Source organism: Pisciglobus halotolerans (assembly GCF_900113675.1).
GTDB lineage: Bacteria > Bacillota > Bacilli > Lactobacillales > Carnobacteriaceae > Pisciglobus > Pisciglobus halotolerans.
Genome location: NZ_FOQE01000036.1, coordinates 1 through 17,673 on the forward strand (window position 1 = coordinate 1; position 17,673 = coordinate 17,673).

The 17,673-nt window shown below is 39.5% G+C and carries 15 protein-coding genes, 1 rRNA gene, 2 pseudogenes and 1 other annotated feature; of the genes and pseudogenes, 14 read left to right on the plus strand and 4 right to left on the minus strand.

Annotation, left to right across the window (positions count from 1 at the left end):
* From BM057_RS11850 to BM057_RS09605, 4 genes and pseudogenes are all read right to left on the minus strand, one after another.
* Positions 1-183: pseudogene (locus tag BM057_RS11850) on the minus strand (IS4-like element ISTeha3 family transposase); the annotation flags it as partial.
* A gap of 263 nt (positions 184-446) precedes the next feature.
* On the minus strand, positions 447-908 hold the full coding sequence (locus tag BM057_RS09595) for a hypothetical protein (RefSeq protein ID WP_047390980.1): 462 nt from the start codon (positions 906-908) through the stop codon (positions 447-449).
* Positions 909-1,305: 397 nt separating this feature from the next.
* On the minus strand, positions 1,306-1,587 hold the full coding sequence (locus BM057_RS09600; RefSeq protein ID WP_047390981.1) for a hypothetical protein: 282 nt from the start codon (positions 1,585-1,587) through the stop codon (positions 1,306-1,308).
* Positions 1,588-2,225: 638 nt separating this feature from the next.
* Positions 2,226-2,375: pseudogene (locus BM057_RS09605) on the minus strand (ArsC/Spx/MgsR family protein); the annotation flags it as partial.
* 504 nt (positions 2,376-2,879) lie between these two features.
* Here BM057_RS09605 and rsmG point away from each other — a divergent pair.
* The 14 genes from rsmG to BM057_RS09675 all read left to right on the plus strand — a co-directional run.
* A complete protein-coding gene (rsmG, locus tag BM057_RS09610; RefSeq protein ID WP_092093312.1) occupies positions 2,880-3,596 on the plus strand; it encodes a 16S rRNA (guanine(527)-N(7))-methyltransferase RsmG in 717 nt (238 codons plus the stop codon).
* Positions 3,597-3,943: 347 nt separating this feature from the next.
* Positions 3,944-4,708, plus strand: coding sequence for a ParA family protein (locus BM057_RS09615; RefSeq protein ID WP_047390985.1), 765 nt, complete (start codon positions 3,944-3,946; stop codon positions 4,706-4,708).
* Positions 4,698-5,576, plus strand: a complete 879-nt coding sequence (locus BM057_RS09620) for a ParB/RepB/Spo0J family partition protein (protein WP_047390986.1) — start codon at positions 4,698-4,700, stop codon at positions 5,574-5,576. The genes BM057_RS09615 and BM057_RS09620 overlap by 11 nt, the downstream gene beginning before the upstream one ends.
* 154 nt (positions 5,577-5,730) lie before the next feature.
* Positions 5,731-5,931 (plus strand): DUF951 domain-containing protein, encoded by a 201-nt coding sequence (locus BM057_RS09625; RefSeq protein WP_047390989.1) that lies wholly within the window; start codon positions 5,731-5,733, stop codon positions 5,929-5,931.
* A gap of 36 nt (positions 5,932-5,967) precedes the next feature.
* Positions 5,968-7,068 carry a redox-regulated ATPase YchF gene (gene ychF / locus BM057_RS09630; RefSeq protein ID WP_047390992.1) on the plus strand — a complete coding sequence of 367 codons (1,101 nt, stop codon included), beginning with the start codon at positions 5,968-5,970 and terminating at the stop codon, positions 7,066-7,068.
* Between the two features lie 610 nt (positions 7,069-7,678).
* On the plus strand, positions 7,679-8,392 hold the full coding sequence (locus BM057_RS09635) for a DUF1129 domain-containing protein (protein ID WP_052181821.1): 714 nt from the start codon (positions 7,679-7,681) through the stop codon (positions 8,390-8,392).
* Between the two features lie 256 nt (positions 8,393-8,648).
* The gene (guaB, locus tag BM057_RS09640) at positions 8,649-10,127 is read left to right on the plus strand and encodes an IMP dehydrogenase (RefSeq protein ID WP_092093315.1); all 1,479 of its coding nucleotides are present in this window, start codon (positions 8,649-8,651) and stop codon (positions 10,125-10,127) included.
* A 596-nt stretch (positions 10,128-10,723) separates the two neighbouring features.
* The gene (locus BM057_RS11700; protein WP_177186226.1) at positions 10,724-10,864 is read left to right on the plus strand and encodes a hypothetical protein; all 141 of its coding nucleotides are present in this window, start codon (positions 10,724-10,726) and stop codon (positions 10,862-10,864) included.
* A 139-nt stretch (positions 10,865-11,003) separates the two neighbouring features.
* Positions 11,004-11,690: a response regulator transcription factor CroR gene (gene croR, locus BM057_RS09650; RefSeq protein ID WP_047390463.1), complete on the plus strand. Its 687-nt coding sequence runs from the start codon at positions 11,004-11,006 to the stop codon at positions 11,688-11,690.
* Between the two features lie 104 nt (positions 11,691-11,794).
* Entirely contained in the window at positions 11,795-12,925 is a 1,131-nt protein-coding gene (locus BM057_RS09655) for a sensor histidine kinase (RefSeq protein WP_047390465.1), read from the plus strand.
* A gap of 415 nt (positions 12,926-13,340) precedes the next feature.
* Positions 13,341-14,696, plus strand: coding sequence for a serine hydrolase (locus tag BM057_RS09660; RefSeq protein ID WP_092093321.1), 1,356 nt, complete (start codon positions 13,341-13,343; stop codon positions 14,694-14,696).
* Between the two features lie 89 nt (positions 14,697-14,785).
* Positions 14,786-15,027 (plus strand) — a binding site (T-box leader).
* A gap of 48 nt (positions 15,028-15,075) precedes the next feature.
* On the plus strand, positions 15,076-16,353 hold the full coding sequence (gene serS, locus BM057_RS09665; protein ID WP_092093324.1) for a serine--tRNA ligase: 1,278 nt from the start codon (positions 15,076-15,078) through the stop codon (positions 16,351-16,353).
* 200 nt (positions 16,354-16,553) lie between these two features.
* The gene (gene msrA, locus BM057_RS09670; RefSeq protein WP_092093326.1) at positions 16,554-17,081 is read left to right on the plus strand and encodes a peptide-methionine (S)-S-oxide reductase MsrA; all 528 of its coding nucleotides are present in this window, start codon (positions 16,554-16,556) and stop codon (positions 17,079-17,081) included.
* A 514-nt stretch (positions 17,082-17,595) separates the two neighbouring features.
* Positions 17,596-17,673: ribosomal RNA gene (locus tag BM057_RS09675) — 16S ribosomal RNA — on the plus strand; the annotation flags it as partial.

Sequence of the window (17,673 nt, forward strand, 5' to 3'; positions counted from 1 at the left end):
AAGTTGGAAAAAATTTTTTCCTTCAAAAACAAGATTGAAAATAAAAGTGAAAAGAAAGCCGGCAGAGTAACCTTTTGCCTTTGTTATACCTGCTTTACGCAAGTAATGCAGAATATGCAGCTCTTTAAAAATAGAATAAATGGCTTTTGGCAGTTGATTATTTAGATTGTTATCGGTTATCATAAAGACAAGCACCTCGCTGTATTAGTTTTTTTGTGGTAATTAAACTATACCAAAGCTGAGGTGTTTTTTCTGCATCTAAATACACGTCAAGCCATATAAATTAAGCTGAGGAAGCTCAAAGGTACCAAGGTTTAGACACTAATTTTCAACTGCGAAAGTTGAGTTAAGAGTAAAATAGTAAAAGAAAACATCACAATTACATTTGTGTAATTGTGGTGTTTTAGAGTACATACATTTATCTAAATACGTAGTCAATCGTATGATTAATCAACCTGATTAATATAGAATTTGCTACATTCAATTATAATGGTTGTTTGTGAAAATAAAAATATTTCATGTCTTAAATGATTATCTTCCAATAATAATAATTCATCATGAGACCATTCATCTAAGCCTCTATCAAATAAAATTTGGTTACTTTCTGCTATTTTATTTCTAGATATATCGAAATCTAGTAAGTACACTCTCACATTTTCCCATACTAATTCATATTCTTGTTCGTTCCAATGTTTTAAATGAGCAGATACTGATACAATACTATCTTTTCCAGTATTATATTTATTTTCGCCATAATTATTTACTATGGTTATTTTGTTGATTACACTATCATGAAAAGACTCGTTTAACATAAAATTAAAAGTTTTAGGTTCCAATATCTTTTTTAAAGACAATAAACTATCATGATACCCTTCTATATCATTTTTTTCTTCAGAAATAAATTTCATAAAGAGTCTCCTTTTAAATTACTAATAAAAATGCACCCCATGCTGCGACTGCTCCAAATGAAAAAATCATTAAGCCAACTACACTAATAAAATTACCAATTGTTATCACAATATCAGCATTTTTACGTAAATTCAATTTTTTGCTGTAATTTGTTGTTTAGCTTTTCTCATATTAGCTAAGTTCTTTTGACCTTTTTTATAATCTGCTAGTCCTCTTGCTTTTTTTTGGGATATCGTTTGGAACTCCAGCGCTATTTAAATTTTTTCCATGAGATTTTGTTCCATCCACGTTTTGTACGCCCTTTTTATCACATTTCTCTACATGCACGTGTGGTTTAGAAGCTCCACCATGAGTAGGTTTATCTACCCTAGATTTCCAGCCTTTACCTAAGTCATGCTATTGTCCATAACCAAATGTCGTAAAAGATCCTTCTTCAGCAACATTTGGAGTCCAGTATGATTCCGACGTCACTTCTATTTTATTTAATTCTGCCTTAAGCAATAATAAATCTTCATTATCGTCACTAATAAATCCTTGAGTTTCTCTTTTTGTTTCAAGTTTTTTAGTTAATTCACTAATAGTAGCTAAAGTGACTGAAGTTTCTATAGCTGCTAAAGCTTGCAAAGGGGTCAATACCATTGTGACTAACGCAATTAAAAATATAGCTGTTTTTTCCATTTTTCCCTCCTAGTAGGTGCTAATAAAAAATGTATTTAATTATTCCTATCCTTCTTAACTTAATATATAGATTCTCTCAATTTTCGTTTAAAAAGTAACGCACCTATTAGTTTACAATTAGCAACCATTGGGTTACATATACTAAAAAACTAAGTTTAAAAGAGTACTTATTTTAAATGATTCAATAAAAAGAGACTAATTACTGAGTAAAAGTAGTTAATCTCTTGCTGCACTCTTTAAATGAAACTGTTTTTATCGATACATGATTTTATCTAAATTCATTTATCGAACATCCAATCGTATCAAAATTAATTTTTATTATTTTTATTTTTCAAAGACCAACCAAAGCTAATTACAAAAAGTAAAAATGCGCCAATTCCTAGATACAAAAGGATCCCTCCTTTTTTATAGTTTTATTGATAGTAATATACACCTAAGTTGTGACTTTTCATACATGAAATTTCATAATTTCATGTATTGGATAGATAAAAAAACTACCTTGTAAAAATAGGGTAAAAGCAACGCATTAGAAAGAATCTTTGTACATCCCCATGATTGAAAGACACCGTGCTGCTTCTTTTTCAGTATGCCTATCGCTTGTTCTAATAGCAAAGAAAACTCAACGTAAATTAAGTAATTTAGCCAATCATGTTATATGCTCGTGCTAACTCAACGGCACGAACTTCCTTTGGCAAGAAACAACGGATTTCATCATCATTATACCCAATTTGTAATGTTTTTTCGTCTATTATGAGTGGACGACGTAATAACCCTGGGTTTTCTTGAATCGAAACAATTATGATAGAACGCCTTCTTTCTTTTATCAGTAAAATTATTAACTCTCGAGAACTATTTTACACATACTAAAATTCTGCGGATAGATAGCTATATCTGAACCTACCTTTTTTGAGATCATCCATTCGTACGGTGTGAACAACGTTTGTATTTGTGATTTGTAATCATGTTATCGCACAATCATCGCACAAAAATATAAACATGAATAAAACATAAAAATACATAATATTGATATATAGCCATTTTTGGATTATAACAAAACACAAAAACAAGCATTAAAAGTTCTCTCAGATCATCTTTGAAGACACCTTCTTTTAAGAAGCGTGTCTTTTTTTTGAGTCAAAAAAAGCTCTTGTTTGCAGTAAATAAAAAAGGTGAAGAAAAAATAAAAAAATCTGCTTGGAATCGTTGCACTTCGCTGCGATTTGTTATACAGTAATACAGATGAGACTGTGAAACAAGTTGTGTTTCACGGCATCGAAAAGGAGTTGAAAAAAGTGAATCCCGAAGAGTTTAAAGCAGCCCTTCAAGAGAAAGGGATCCCATTGACTGAAAAGAAGATGGAACAGTTTGATCAATACCTTACATTACTTCAGGAATGGAATGAAAAAATCAATTTAACAGCCATTACTGAACGTGAAGAAGTCTATTTGAAACATTTTTATGATTCGATCACAGCCGGGTTGTTTGTAGATTTTACTAAAGGGGTCCATAGCCTATGCGATGTAGGTGCAGGTGCCGGGTTTCCGAGTATCCCCCTAAAAATCGTCTTTCCCGAATTAGAAGTCACCATCGTTGATTCATTGAACAAGCGAATCCAATTTTTACAACGATTGGTAGATACTTTAGGGCTAGATGGTGTCCATCTTTACCATGACCGTGCTGAAACTTTTGGACAAAACAAACAATTTCGTGAATCCTTTGATGTGGTAACAGCTAGAGCTGTTGCACGGATGAGCGTCTTAGCTGAGCTGTGTATGCCTTTGGTGAAAAAAGGCGGCTTGTTTATCGCCTTGAAAGCTAGCAGCAGCCAAGATGAGTTGCAAGACAGCAAACAAGCGATCACGAAACTGGGCGGAAAATTCCGAGAAGATTTTTCCTTTGAACTGCCGAAGCAGGCTGGAGAAAGACATATTGTTTTAATCGATAAGAAAAAAGAGACACCAAATAAGTATCCAAGAAAACCAGGTATGCCGAATAAAAAACCGTTATAACGTTTGATCCTATCAATATAAACAGCACAATGATAAAAGAGGCTGTCTATTCAGAGATAGACGGATTTGTTATAATAGAAGCGCATATAGAACAGATTTAAAAGCATGAGAGATGGAACTGACGGAAGACCGTATACATTGATGTGAGTTGAATCTGGAAAACCAAAAAGATAATGTAGAAACAATGTTGATAAAAACTAAAGACAGAGCGACGAATGAGAAGATCATTTGGAACAGATGCGTACAAAGGAAGATGCGTATCGTGTCTTCCTTTTCTCATTTGTTAAAGAAACAGGGATGAAGTCAAAGAGGAATAATTGAAGACACAGATAGATGGAGGAAGAGAAATGGCACGAGTAATATCAGTAGCAAATCAAAAGGGCGGTGTGGGGAAAACAACCACAACTGTTAATCTCGGAGCATCTTTAGCTTACTTAGGAAAGAAAATTCTTTTGATCGACAGTGACGCTCAGGGGAATGCGACTAGTGGGTTAGGTGTAAGAAAAGCAGATGTTGAAAAAGATATTTATGACGTTTTAGTCAATGAGACACCGATTGATGAAGTGATCATGCCTTCCTCTCGGGAAAATCTGTGGGTCGTGCCGGCAACGATTCAATTAGCTGGAGCAGAGATCGAGCTGACGACGCAAATGGCGCGTGAATCACGTTTGAAGAGTGCTCTTAAGGATCTGCACGATACGTATGATTATATTTTGATCGATTGTCCACCTTCACTGGGGCACTTAACGATCAATGCTTTTACAGCAAGCGATTCGATTTTGATACCGGTCCAATGTGAATATTATGCTTTGGAAGGCTTGAGTCAGCTGTTGAATACAGTCCGCCTGGTACAAAAGCATTTCAATCCTGAGCTGCGTATCGAAGGGGTTTTATTAACCATGTTGGATGCGCGTACGAATTTAGGCTATGAAGTAGTAGACGAAGTGAAGAAATACTTCCGTGAAAAAGTCTATCGGAATATCGTCCCTCGTAATATTCGTTTATCAGAAGCACCAAGCCACGGCTTGTCGATCATTGATTACGACATTCGTTCTCGCGGCGCAGAAGTTTATCTTGAACTAGCAAAGGAAGTGTTAGCAAATGACGAATAAGAACAGTAAAGGACTTGGACGTGGAATTGATGCTTTGTTTACCGAATTTGCTGAGTTTGACAACGTTGATACTTCTGATGAACGGGTTCAGGAGATCAAATTAAGCGAGATCCGTCCGAATCCTTACCAACCTAGGCGCACATTTGATGAAGAAGCGCTAAAGGAATTGGCTAGCTCGATCAAACAATCAGGTGTTTTCCAGCCAATTATCTTGCGTTCTTCGACTGCAAAAGGTTTTGAGATCATTGCCGGAGAACGTCGCTTCAGAGCTTCTAAACTGGCAGGAAAAGAAACGATCCCCGCTATCGTTCGCGAGTTCAATGAAGAAGAAATGATGCAAGTCGCAGTGCTGGAAAATCTGCAGCGTGAAGATTTATCTGCACTGGAAGAAGCAGAAGCTTACAGTATGCTGATGAAAAATTTGAAATTGACTCAGGAAGAAGTGGCGCAACGTTTAGGCAAAAGCCGTCCCTATATCGCTAATTATTTGCGATTGCTGGGTCTTCCAGAAGAAGTCAAAAAGATGTTGCAGCAAAATGAGATCTCCATGGGACAAGCACGGACACTGTTGGGGTTGAAAGACAAGAAACAAATTTTAAAAGTGGCTAAAAAAGTGGTAAAAGACAATTTGACTGTTCGCCAAATTGAACAACTGGTTGCACAAATCAATGAACCACAGAAAAAGAAAAAAGAAAAGACGATAAAGAAACCTTATTATATTCGTGAAAGCGAAGAACGCTTGATGGATAAGTTCGGAACCAATGTGGTCATCAATGAAAAGAATGAAAAAGGAAAAATCGAGATCGAATATTTGTCGAGCGATGACCTTACGCGCATTCTGGACATATTGGAGATCGAATTTGATTAAGGCCGCTATGTCATTAGCCGAGTCGAATAAACACCTTTTAGGATAAACAAGGCCTTACAGATAGTTCTGTCTTCTACAACCTGATGATCAAGTGGAAGCACTCCTTTGAAATAAAATGAATAAGGTCAAAATAGTAAGAATAAGGGAGAAGAATATGGCAAATACCTATGACTTGAATGATATTGTTGAAATGAAAAAACCGCATCCATGCGGAGAAAATCGCTGGCAGATCATCCGAATGGGGATGGATATCCGGATCAAATGTCTTGGCTGCGGTCACTTGGTGATGATGCCGCGCAGAGAATTTGAACGGAAATTAAAAAAAGTTTTAGTATCGGCTAACGAAGAAAACTAAAACACTAAAAAAGACAAAGGAAAGTGAGTAGATAAAATGGCATTGACAGCAGGAATCGTTGGTTTACCGAACGTGGGCAAATCGACTCTATTTAATGCAATCACAAAAGCAGGAGCAGAAGCAGCAAACTATCCATTTGCAACGATCGATCCAAACGTAGGGATCGTTGAAGTTCCGGATTACCGTCTGGATCGCTTGGCAGAATTGGTGGAACCAAAGAAAATCGTTCCAACAACATTCGAGTTTACGGATATTGCCGGAATCGTGAAAGGTGCCAGCAAAGGAGAAGGACTGGGAAATAAATTCCTTGCTAATATTCGCGAAGTAGATGCGATCTGTCATGTGGTCCGCTGTTTTGATGATGATAATATCACTCACGTCAGCGGTAAAGTAGATCCATTGGATGACATTGAAACCATCAATTTAGAATTGGTTTTAGCTGACTTAGAATCAATCAACAAGCGTTATGCACGTGTTGCAAAAATAGCCAAAACCAAAGACCAAGAAGCAATGACAGAATTGGCTGTGTTGGATAAAATCAAACCAACTTTAGAAGAAGGCCGTCCAGTCCGTGCGATCGCGTTTGACGAAGAAGAACAAAAAATTGTTAAAGGTTTATTTTTACTGACTTCTAAGCCTGTTTTGTATGTAGCGAATGTGTCAGAAGACAACGTTGCAGATGCAGAAGACGTTGAGTATGTAAAACAAGTCCGCGAATTGGCTGCAAGCGAACAAGCAGAAGTGATCGTGATCTGTGCTGAGATCGAAGAAGAAATCGCAGAACTGGAAGAAGACGAAAAAGAAATGTTCTTAGAAGACTTGGGGATTACAGAACCTGGACTAGACAAACTGATTCGTTCATCGTATAACTTGCTTGGACTTGGTACTTACTTCACAGCGGGGCCTCAAGAAGTGCGCGCTTGGACCTTTAAAAAAGGCATCAAAGCACCTGAAGCAGCGGGCATCATCCATTCCGACTTTGAACGCGGCTTTATCCGAGCAGAAACCATCTCATTCAAAGACTTTGACCAATACGGCAGCGAAAAAGCCGCCAAAGAAGCTGGAAAAATGCGCTCAGAAGGAAAAGACTACATCGTCCAAGACGGCGACGTCATGCTATTCAGATTCAACGTTTAAACTGAAAGATGTGGAATGAGACTGATAGGGGCGACAGGAAAATGAGAAAGCAAAACCGTTATCAGAAGCACTGTTGCCGTTCCGGCAAAGTGTATCATGTCTCTAAGCGATTAAAATCGCAAGAGCCATGACAACACAGAGCATACTGTGCATGTGAGCGACTTTTGAATTTTACCTGAGACTCTGCCTCATGCAACTCAATTACCAGGATGCGGAGAAACACGATCAGAAAGCGAAGACTATCGCAATCCTGACGCAAACAGCCCAGCGAAGCGGGTGTGCGGACAGGATAAGATAGACACAGCTTTCTGTGTTTCGCAGCTCAACTACCAGGATGTGAAACGACCCCGAAAGAATAATTAAGTCGCAAAGTCTCGCTATGCTCGCTTTGTACTATCTCGCTAAGATTTGTTTTACAAATCAAGCTCGGTAGCAAGCACTAACGAAGGAACAACGCAAGCAACCCAGTGGAACGGTTGTGCGTATGTTACAAGCTAGGCGGAGATCTCTGGGGAGTGTAACTCAACTAAAACCAAGATGCGGAATGAGACTCTGCCTCGGGGAGCAACCTAAAAGAAAACAGTAAACAATATAAAGGAGAATCAAGCCTTTGAAAAAAGATAAAAAGAATGACGCACAAGAAGAAGTTGCAGATTTAACTGCGCTGCAAGATGAAAACAGAGGGTTATTCGAACAACTAACACATAAAAATGAAGACTACATGGTAAAATTGAACAAGAGATTGGAAGATGCTGACTTTTCCAATGACCGCCGTACAGTTCTTTTTAATGACATGTTAAAAACATTGGTCAGTGAACAATCAGCTGGACGCACGGCTCGTCAAATCTACGGAACAGTGACGGAGCGCTACTTAGAAATGGTGGATGGCCCTAGACTGGATACCAAAGAGACGACTGGAGAACGTTCAGAAGACTGGAAATTATACGTAGACGGTGGATTGATGCTAGGCGGAATGTTTGCGCTGGTTACTGGGCTGTCTGCTTTGTTCAGCAAATCAGGAACAGCTTCTGGTATGGGGATTTTGACACTGATCTTGAACTTTATTATCGGCGGTTTTGTCGTACTGGCGATTACAAAAAATGCGCCTATCAAGGGACAAAAAGGCAGTACTTTACGATACTTCCTTGTTTCCGTTGTGGGGATGCTGATTTGGGTAGCAGTGATGACGCTCTCTATGCTCTTTATTCCTCCAGTGATCAATCCAATTCTTCCGCCTATTGCAAACGTCGTTATTGGTATACTGGCTTTTGCCGGCAAATGGTACTTCAAACGGAAATTCAATGTCAAAGGGACTTTATTTTAAACCGTTAATCATAGAAGAAACGTTTCTTTTCAAATGAAGAGAGACGTTTTTTTTATGGCTGCAATGTACCTGTCGTTTTGAAAAGCCTTTACATAGAGTGCCTGCAAACCTTTAATGAGGAACAGATTAAAATACCGACCATTTATCTATTCTCTACTCATTTTACCTTGACGAAAAGAGATAACTTTGTTAAGTTTGACAGTAAAAAAATCTGAAGAAATTCGGTTAGATAAAGATGAAGGAGTGTTTCGTGAAGATGTCGAACTGGGATACAAAGTTTGCCAAAAAAGGATTTACGTTTGATGATGTTTTATTAATACCTGCAGAAAGCCACGTCTTGCCAAATGAAGTAGATTTAAGTGTGCAATTAACAGAAAAAATCAAGTTGAATATTCCTATTATGAGCGCAAGTATGGATACGGTAACTGATGCAAAAATGGCAATTGCAATGGCACGTCAAGGTGGATTAGGTGTCGTTCACAAAAACATGTCTATTCAAGAACAAGCAGATGAAGTGCGCAAAGTAAAACGCTCAGAAAATGGCGTCATCATTGACCCTTTCTTTTTAACACCGGAACATCTTGTCAAAGAAGCAGAGGCATTGATGGCTCGCTATCGCATCAGCGGTGTCCCGATCGTTCATACATTAGAAGACCGTCAGTTAGTCGGTATTTTGACTAATCGTGATTTACGCTTTGTGGCAGATCACACCGTTGCGATCGATGATGTGATGACCAAAGAAAATCTAGTGACGGCTCCAGAAGGAACTTCTTTAAAAGAGGCTGAAGAGATTTTACAACATCACAAAATTGAAAAATTGCCGCTTGTTGATGATAAAGGCCGTTTGAGCGGATTGATCACGATCAAAGATATTGAAAAAGTGATCCAATACCCGGATGCCGCAAAAGACGAACATGGCCGTTTGTTGGCAGCTGCTGCTGTTGGCGTGACAAGTGATACATTTGAACGTTCTCAAGCGCTAGTAGATGCTGGAGTAGATGCGATCATTATTGATACAGCTCATGGACATAGTGCAGGCGTTATCCGTAAAATCAAAGAAATCCGTGAAACATTCCCTGATGTTGCTTTGATTGCCGGAAACGTTGCTACAGGCGAAGCAACACGTGATTTATTTGACGTCGGTGTAGATGTCGTTAAAGTTGGGATCGGACCTGGTTCTATCTGTACAACACGTGTGGTTGCTGGTGTAGGTGTTCCGCAAATCACAGCGATTTACGATGCTGCTTCTGTTGCGCGTGAATACGGTAAAGCAATTATTGCAGATGGCGGGATCAAATATTCAGGCGACATCGTCAAAGCTTTGGCAGCAGGCGGAAACGTGGTTATGCTCGGCAGTATGCTGGCTGGAACGGATGAATCTCCAGGCGAATTTGAAATTTATGAAGGTCGCCGCTTTAAAACTTACCGTGGTATGGGAAGCTTAGGCGCTATGCAAAAAGGTTCTAGTGATCGCTACTTCCAAGGCAGCATCAACGAAGCAAACAAACTAGTTCCAGAAGGGATCGAAGGACGTGTTGCTTACAAAGGAAGCGTTCAAGATATCATCTTCCAAATGCTTGGCGGAATCCGTTCAGGAATGGGGTATGTTGGTGCACCTAACTTAGAAGCCTTGCGCAACGATGCCCAATTTATTCAAATGAGCGGCGCAGGCCTTCGCGAATCACACCCACATGACGTACAAATCACCAAAGAATCACCAAATTACTCAAGATAGGATACGAAGCGAGGTCGACAGAGACGACAGGAAAATGAAAAAGCGCGGCGCAGAGCATCCCGCGCATGCGAGCGACTTTTGAATTTTACCCGAGACTCTGCCTCGCGCAGCTCAACTAAAAAAGGATGCAAAGCGACCCCGCAAGAGATCGAGTACTAACGAAGGAACAACGCAAGCAACCCAGCGAAGCGGTTGTGCGGTCGTTACAAGTTAGGCGGAGAACTCTGGGGAGCGCAGCTCAACTAAAACACAAGGATACGGAGAAAGCCTGAAAGAGTCACAGCAAAAAAAGGAAGTTGTTGAAGAGAGCAGCGCAGCGCGCATCAAAACAACTTATCTTTTTTTGCAAAGGCTCTGACTTTCGCAGATCAAAAACAAGGATGCGAAGCAAGGCCGAAAGAGGCGACAGGAAAATGAAACATAAAACCATTATCGGAAGCACTGTTGCCGTTCCAGCAAAGTGTATCTTGTCTCTAAGCGATTAAATCGCAAGAGCCATGACAATGCGGAGCGTTCCCGAAAAGCGGCTCTGGTTGAGGTTGAGCACTGGGTCACTTGCAGTAGAGAAAGAAATGCTTATTTTAAGATGGAAAATAATGAAGAAAACGTTCAAAGTCATGGAAACAGATTTGAACGTTTTTTCTAATACAAAAAAACAAATGGGCAGCTTAATGAAAGATAAACAAGTCAGCCGCTTATTGGTATCAAGTAAATGCAACAACTCGTCCAAAGCATAAAATTGCAATCATTAATGGAATGAAACGGTGTTTGAACATAAGCGCAAATAAGATTTAAATGTTTCTTTAGGCTTTTTCTACGCTTTTTTTGGTATGATAAAAGCAAGAAAAAATCTTCGTTAGAGGTGAAGGTGGAAAAATGAAAATTCTGGTAGTGGATGACGATAAAGAAATCGTTGAACTGTTAGGGATCTATATTCAAAATGAAGGTTATGAACTTGAAAAAGCCTATAATGGAAAAGAGGCTTTAACAAAATTGCACACACAGGACATCGACCTCGTCGTTTTAGATGTGATGATGCCCGAAATGGATGGGATTGAAACCATCAAAGAAATTCGCAAAGATTCTAACTTGCCCATTTTGATGCTCAGTGCCAAGACAACAGATGTCGATAAAATTAAAGGGCTAGTGACAGGAGCAGATGACTACGTAGTCAAGCCATTTAATCCACTGGAAGTGATGGCACGCGTAAAATCGTTGCTGCGCCGTAGTTACTATACAGCTGATGTAGAAGAACCAGATCAATTAGAGATCGGACCACTGATCATCAAAAAGGAATCGCATGAAGTGGAAACACTTGAAGGAAAGCAGATTCAGTTGACAGCGCTGGAGTTTGGGATCTTATACTTATTAGCCAGCCATCCGAATCGTGTATTCGGTGCAAATGAAATCTTTGAAAAGGTTTGGCAGCAAGAAAGTTTAGTATCTTCTAAAACAGTGATGGTTCACGTCAGTCATTTGCGCGACAAGATTGAAGAAGCGACAGACGGCGAAAAAGTAATTCAGACTGTTTGGGGTGTTGGGTACAAAATAGAAGATAAATAAAGAGAGAGGCAGCAAATCCGTTAGCGGTTAAAGAAAAATCAAAGGATAGCCGAAGATGGAAGGTTTAAACAGAACTTGCTGCAAAGGAGAGATGAACAGGGAAAATGAAGTTAACTAAAAGAGAAAAAAGTAAGCTGGTTTTGGAAGGATTTGTCACGGTAGGACTGATTTTTCTTCTTTACTATGCTGTTTATGTTATTTTTACTCGCATGGTATTAGCCTTTCCACAATTCTTTCGTTCAATCTGGATCCTTGGCGATGTGATCATCAGCGTTCAAGGTGACAACGTTATTTCGCTGACACCCTTTCTCGTTGTTTTATTATCCCTTATCGCCGTTATTGTAATTTATTGGCGGTTAAAAAGGCGCTATCGGCAAATGCAGTTGAGTCATATTATCAGCGAATTGCATTATATCGCTGAAGGACACTACGACCATCGCATCTCCCATGACTATGGAGGAGATATGAGCCGCGTTGTTGAAAGTATCCATGTGCTGGTTGATAGCACTGTAGCAGCCATGGAGGAAGAAAGGCGGATCGAACAATCGAAAGATGAGTTGATCACGAACGTCAGTCACGATATTCGTACACCGCTGACCTCGATCATTGGTTATTTAGGGTTGATTGAAGAAGGGCGCTACCAAAGCAAAGAAGAGTTGCAGAAGTATACCCACGTTGCTTATGAAAAAGCTAAGCAAATGAAAGCCTTAGTTGATGATCTATTTGAATATACAAAAGTACGGCAGACGACAACGCCTTTAAATCTTTCGCAATTCGATATGATCCAACTATTGGAACAACTGGTAGTCGATTTTGAACTGGAAGCAGCTAAAAAACAAATGGAGATTGAAATTGTTTCTCCATTAACTGAATTGCATATGGAAGCTGACACAGAAAAAATTGTGCGGGTTTTTAATAACTTGATTGCTAACGCACTCAAATATGGAAAAGGCGGCAAACAAATTTTGATCGAGGTCGAAGCAAATGAAAAGGAGGCCTTGATTATGATCAGCAATGATGGACCGCCGATTCCACAGAAAGCTTTGTCTCATCTGTTTGACCGATTCTATCGAGTGGACATTTCCCGTTCGCAAGAAAATGGTGGAACGGGACTAGGATTGGCTATTGCAGAAAATATCGTATCACTTCACCATGGTCAAATTGAAGCGAAGACTGAAGGAAAGTGGACACGTTTTTGCTTAGTTTTGCCACTTCAACAAGAACAAAAAGGATAAAATGTTTCACGTGAAGCAATTTCTAGCGTTCTATGTGATATTGCTTAGACGATTCAGGAAACATTGTAACCTTCTGCAAGAAAAAGAAGCTGTTTAATGCCCGATGAAAAACTCAGTGACGGACGATACCTTAGAAGCTAATTCCTAAAATCCAGGGGCTTTCCAAAAGTAAACGGGTCTTCATTGCTCATTCAAATGAATGTCAGCTCCTAAGTACGCACTAAATGCATGAGCAACAGAACAGCTTTTGAGCAGGTATAAAGCAACGCCTTAAAATAACCTTCATCGTTGAACTTTCAACAATTGAGGGTTGTTTTTTACATGGTGGTACTTTAATATAGAAAAAGTGAGAAATATGGCTCGCACATACATAGCTATAGAAGATAAAGACATAGATTAGGAGATTTTTTCAAAGATGAATAAATTAAAAAAATTCGGCATTGCATTGGTTGCCACTGTCACTTTGGGAACAGCAGCACCAAGTATTTCGTTTGGTCCATTTACAGTCCAAACAGCAACAGAAGTTTCGGCTGCAACAGCAGCACCAAAGATTGAAGCAAAGGCAGCATTTGCGATCGAACCCACAACGGGGAAAGTATTATTAAACCAAAATGGCGATGAACAGCTTGGGATTGCTTCAATGACAAAAATGATCGTGGAGTATATCTTGTTTGATGCGATTGAAAAAGGAGATATCTCTTGGGATCAACAAGTTCCGGTCAGTGAATACGCACATGAGATCAGCCACAATACCTCTCTTTCGAATGTAATGTTGCGACAAGATGAGACTTATTCTGTGAAAGAACTTTATCAAGCATTAGCGATCTACTCGGCAAATGGTGCTACTATTGCGCTTGCAGAAGCAATGGCAGGCAGCGAGCCGGAATTCGTAGACCGGATGAAAGCGCAGCTTGATGAATGGGACATCAAAGACTATGCCCTTTATAATGCAACAGGCTTGAACAATTCAGATTTAAAAGGAAACATTTATCCAGGAAGTGCTGATAAAGATGAAAACTCTATGACTGCTCGCGGTGTCGCCGAAGTAGCACAACATTTGATCAATGACTATCCTGAAGCATTGAAGACGACGAGCGTTCCTAAAATGACGTTTAGAAAAGGAACGAGTGATGCGATCGATATGTCCAACTGGAACTGGATGTTGGAAGGCTTATTATTTGAACGCGACAATGTAGACGGTTTGAAAACAGGAACAACAAATTTTGCAGGAGCTTGTATCGCCGGTACAGCTGAAGAAAATGGCATGCGGATCGTTACCGTTGTGATGAATGCAAAAGACGGCCAAAAAGATAAGGGCTCTCGTTTTAAAGAAACAGACAAATTGATGGACTGGACGTTTGCCAACTGGGAAAAAGTTGATCTTTACGAAAAAGGAGATACTCTAAAAGACGTGGATGCCTTATCCGTCACTAAAGGAAAGCAAAGATCTGTTGAGCTGGCAGCCGGAACAGAAACAGCTGTAGTTTTACCAGATGGCACAGACAAAAAAGATATTTCTGTTTCTTTTGAACCAAATAACAAAATAATCAATAACGATGGAGAGCTGACAGCACCTGCTAAGAAAGGTACAGAAGTTGGGAAAGCTCAAATCAATATTAAAGGAGACGACCTGGGCTACCTTGAAAAAACAACAGGCGAAGAATTACCAGCTGTAACCAAAACAGCTGTCGAAAAAGCGAATGTTTTCGTTTTGGCCGGCCGTTCTGTTGGCGACTTTTTCAGTGATTTATACCACAAAGTAGTAAAGTAAAAGTGTTCTGTGTCGAATAATGTATGCTCGGTAGGATCTTGTTGACTTGCTGAAAGGCATTGGGTAAAATAAAGGCACAAACAAATAGAATGAACGTCGGTAGTGTGAGCTAGTAGAGAGATGAAATACGCCAGAGAGTCAGCGGTTGGTGAAAGCTGATGGTTTGATTTCTTGAATCCGTCACACGAAGTAAACTATGAAACCTGAGCAAAAAGTTAGGCACCAAATAGTTTCGGCTCCAGACCGTTATCTGAAGTAGAGTGCAGCTTTTTTTAGAAAAGCTGAATCTGGGTGGCACCACGACAAAAACAATGTCCAATTCGTCCCGGTCAATTGACTGGGAGAGTTGGGCTTTTTTTATATTTAGGAGGGAAAAAAGATGTTAGATAATAAGAAAATCCGTACAGCGTTTGAAACTGTTTCGCAAAAACTAGCGACAAGAGGCGTAGCGAAAGAGACGCTTGATCATTATATGGCATTAGATGAAAAGAGACGAGCTTTGATCGTTGAATCAGAAAAAATGAAAAGCTACCGTAATGAAGTGTCGGATGCCATTGCACAATTGAAACGCAGCAAAGAAGATGCAAACGAAAAAATCGCTGAAATGCGAGAAGTGGGTCAACAAATCAAGTCATTAGATGAACAGTTGGAACAAGTCGATGAAGAAATCTATGACATTAGCACTGGCTTGCCAAACTTGCCGCACGACTCTGTACCAGTAGGAGAAGACGAAAACGATAATGTTGAGATCCGAAGCTGGGGGACACCAGAAAAAGCAGCTTATGAACAAAAGCCACACTGGGAAATCGGCGAAGAGCTTGGAATCTTGGACTTTGAACGAGGCGCTAAAGTAGCTGGCAGCCGCTTCTTGTACTATAGAGGACTAGGCGCCAGACTAGAACGCGCAGTCTACAACTTCATGCTAGATCTGCATGTAGAAGAACAAGGCTATACAGAAATGATCACCCCTTACTTGGTGAACAGCCGTGCGATGTTTGGAACAGGTCAATTCCCTAAATTCAAAGAAGACGTTTTTCAAATGGAAGACAGCGACTTAACGTTGATTCCAACCGCTGAAGTTCCGTTAACAAATTACTACCAAAATGAAATTTTAGATGAAAAAGACTTGCCAACTTACTTTACTGCTCTGAGCCCATCTTTCCGTTCAGAAGCTGGTAGTGCCGGACGTGATACACGTGGTTTGATTCGGCTTCACCAATTCAACAAAGTCGAAATGGTCAAGTTCAGCAAACCAGAAGATTCTTATGAAGAACTGGAAAAAATGACTGCTGATGCGGAAGAAGTTTTACAAAAATTAGAACTTCCTTATCGCGTGCTGGCATTATGTACAGGAGACATGGGTTTTTCTGCTGCGAAAACTTATGACTTAGAAGTTTGGATTCCAGCTCAAGAAACGTACCGAGAAATTTCTTCTTGTTCAAACACAGAAGACTTCCAGGCGCGTCGTGCTAAAATCCGCTACCGTAATGAAGCTACAGGAAAATTGGAATACGTTCATACCTTAAACGGTTCTGGTTTGGCAGTAGGGCGGACAGTCGCAGCCATCTTAGAAAACTACCAGCAAGAAGACGGTTCTGTTAAGGTTCCTGAAATTCTTGTTCCTTACATGGGTGGCATAACAGAAATTCGCAAATAAAAATGCTTTCTTTATAGAAGAAACTATCCTCTTTAACAAAGAGGGTAGTTTTTTTAGCTAAACAGAAACGGTTTAGTGAAACAAGAAAGAGAAGGGGAAGTCAGAAACAGATTAGTTTATGCACCTTAATACGAATGCTATAATAAATCTATTCATGAAGTCCTAACGACAGAAAATCTATGGCAAAGGAAGGGAATAGAATGAGCAAAGATAACCTGAAAAAAGCAACATTTGCAGGCGGATGCTTTTGGTGTATGGTCAAACCATTTGACACACTCCCTGGGATTGCATCCGTTGTGTCCGGCTATACGGGCGGAGATACTGTAAATCCAACCTATCAACAAGTTGGCTCAGGAAGGACAGGACATACTGAAGCTGTTCAGATCACTTATGATCCTGACATCATGTCATTTGCAGAATTAGTGGAGATTTATTGGATACAAACAGACCCAACAGACGCAAGCGGACAATTCGCAGACAGAGGAAGTTCTTACCGTCCTGTTATTTTTTATCATGACGAAGAACAAAAAGAGGTTGCGGAAGCTTCAAAGAAAGCCTTGCAAGATAGTGGGCGATTCAAACAAGACATCGTAACGACCATCGAACCAGCAAATCCCTTCTATCCTGCTGAAGAATATCATCAAGATTTCTATAAAAAGAATAGTGCTCACTACAATCGATACAGCAAAGGATCAGGAAGAGTAGATTTTATTAATCATCATTGGTAAATAGAAGAAAGCAAACGAACTTTTTTTGATAGTTGAATCTTTTTTGTTATTTTTATTCATTTTTCAGAAGATAAATGAATATCTATTTACAAAAGAATAGAAAGAAATGATTGGAAAAGATTCGCTTTTTAAAAGAAGTAATCGTTTGCTTTTTAACTTTGATTTTAGAAACGTTCAGGTTTTTAAAATCAAAAAAACTTTTTTCAGAAAAACATTGACGCAAGGCTGAAATCAAGGTATAGTAATACATGTCGTCAGCGAGACATAGACGAAAAAAAATAAAAAATCAAAAAGTTGTTGACAAAGAGTTACACCTTTGATATGATTAAATAGTTGTCGCTGAGACAACAAGTGCAAGAAATTAGACCTTTGAAAACTAAACAAAGTAAGACGAACCAATGTGTAGGGCGTTTTGACAAGTGTCAAAACAAACAACATTAGTGAATATTTATTCGCTAGCAATTCAATTAATGAGCTACAAGCTTCATTAAAAACGTTGAGTGAGACTCAACACTTTTATGAGAGTTTGATCCTGGCTCAGGACGAACGCTGGCGGCGTGCCTAATACATGCAAGTCGAACGCTTTTATCTC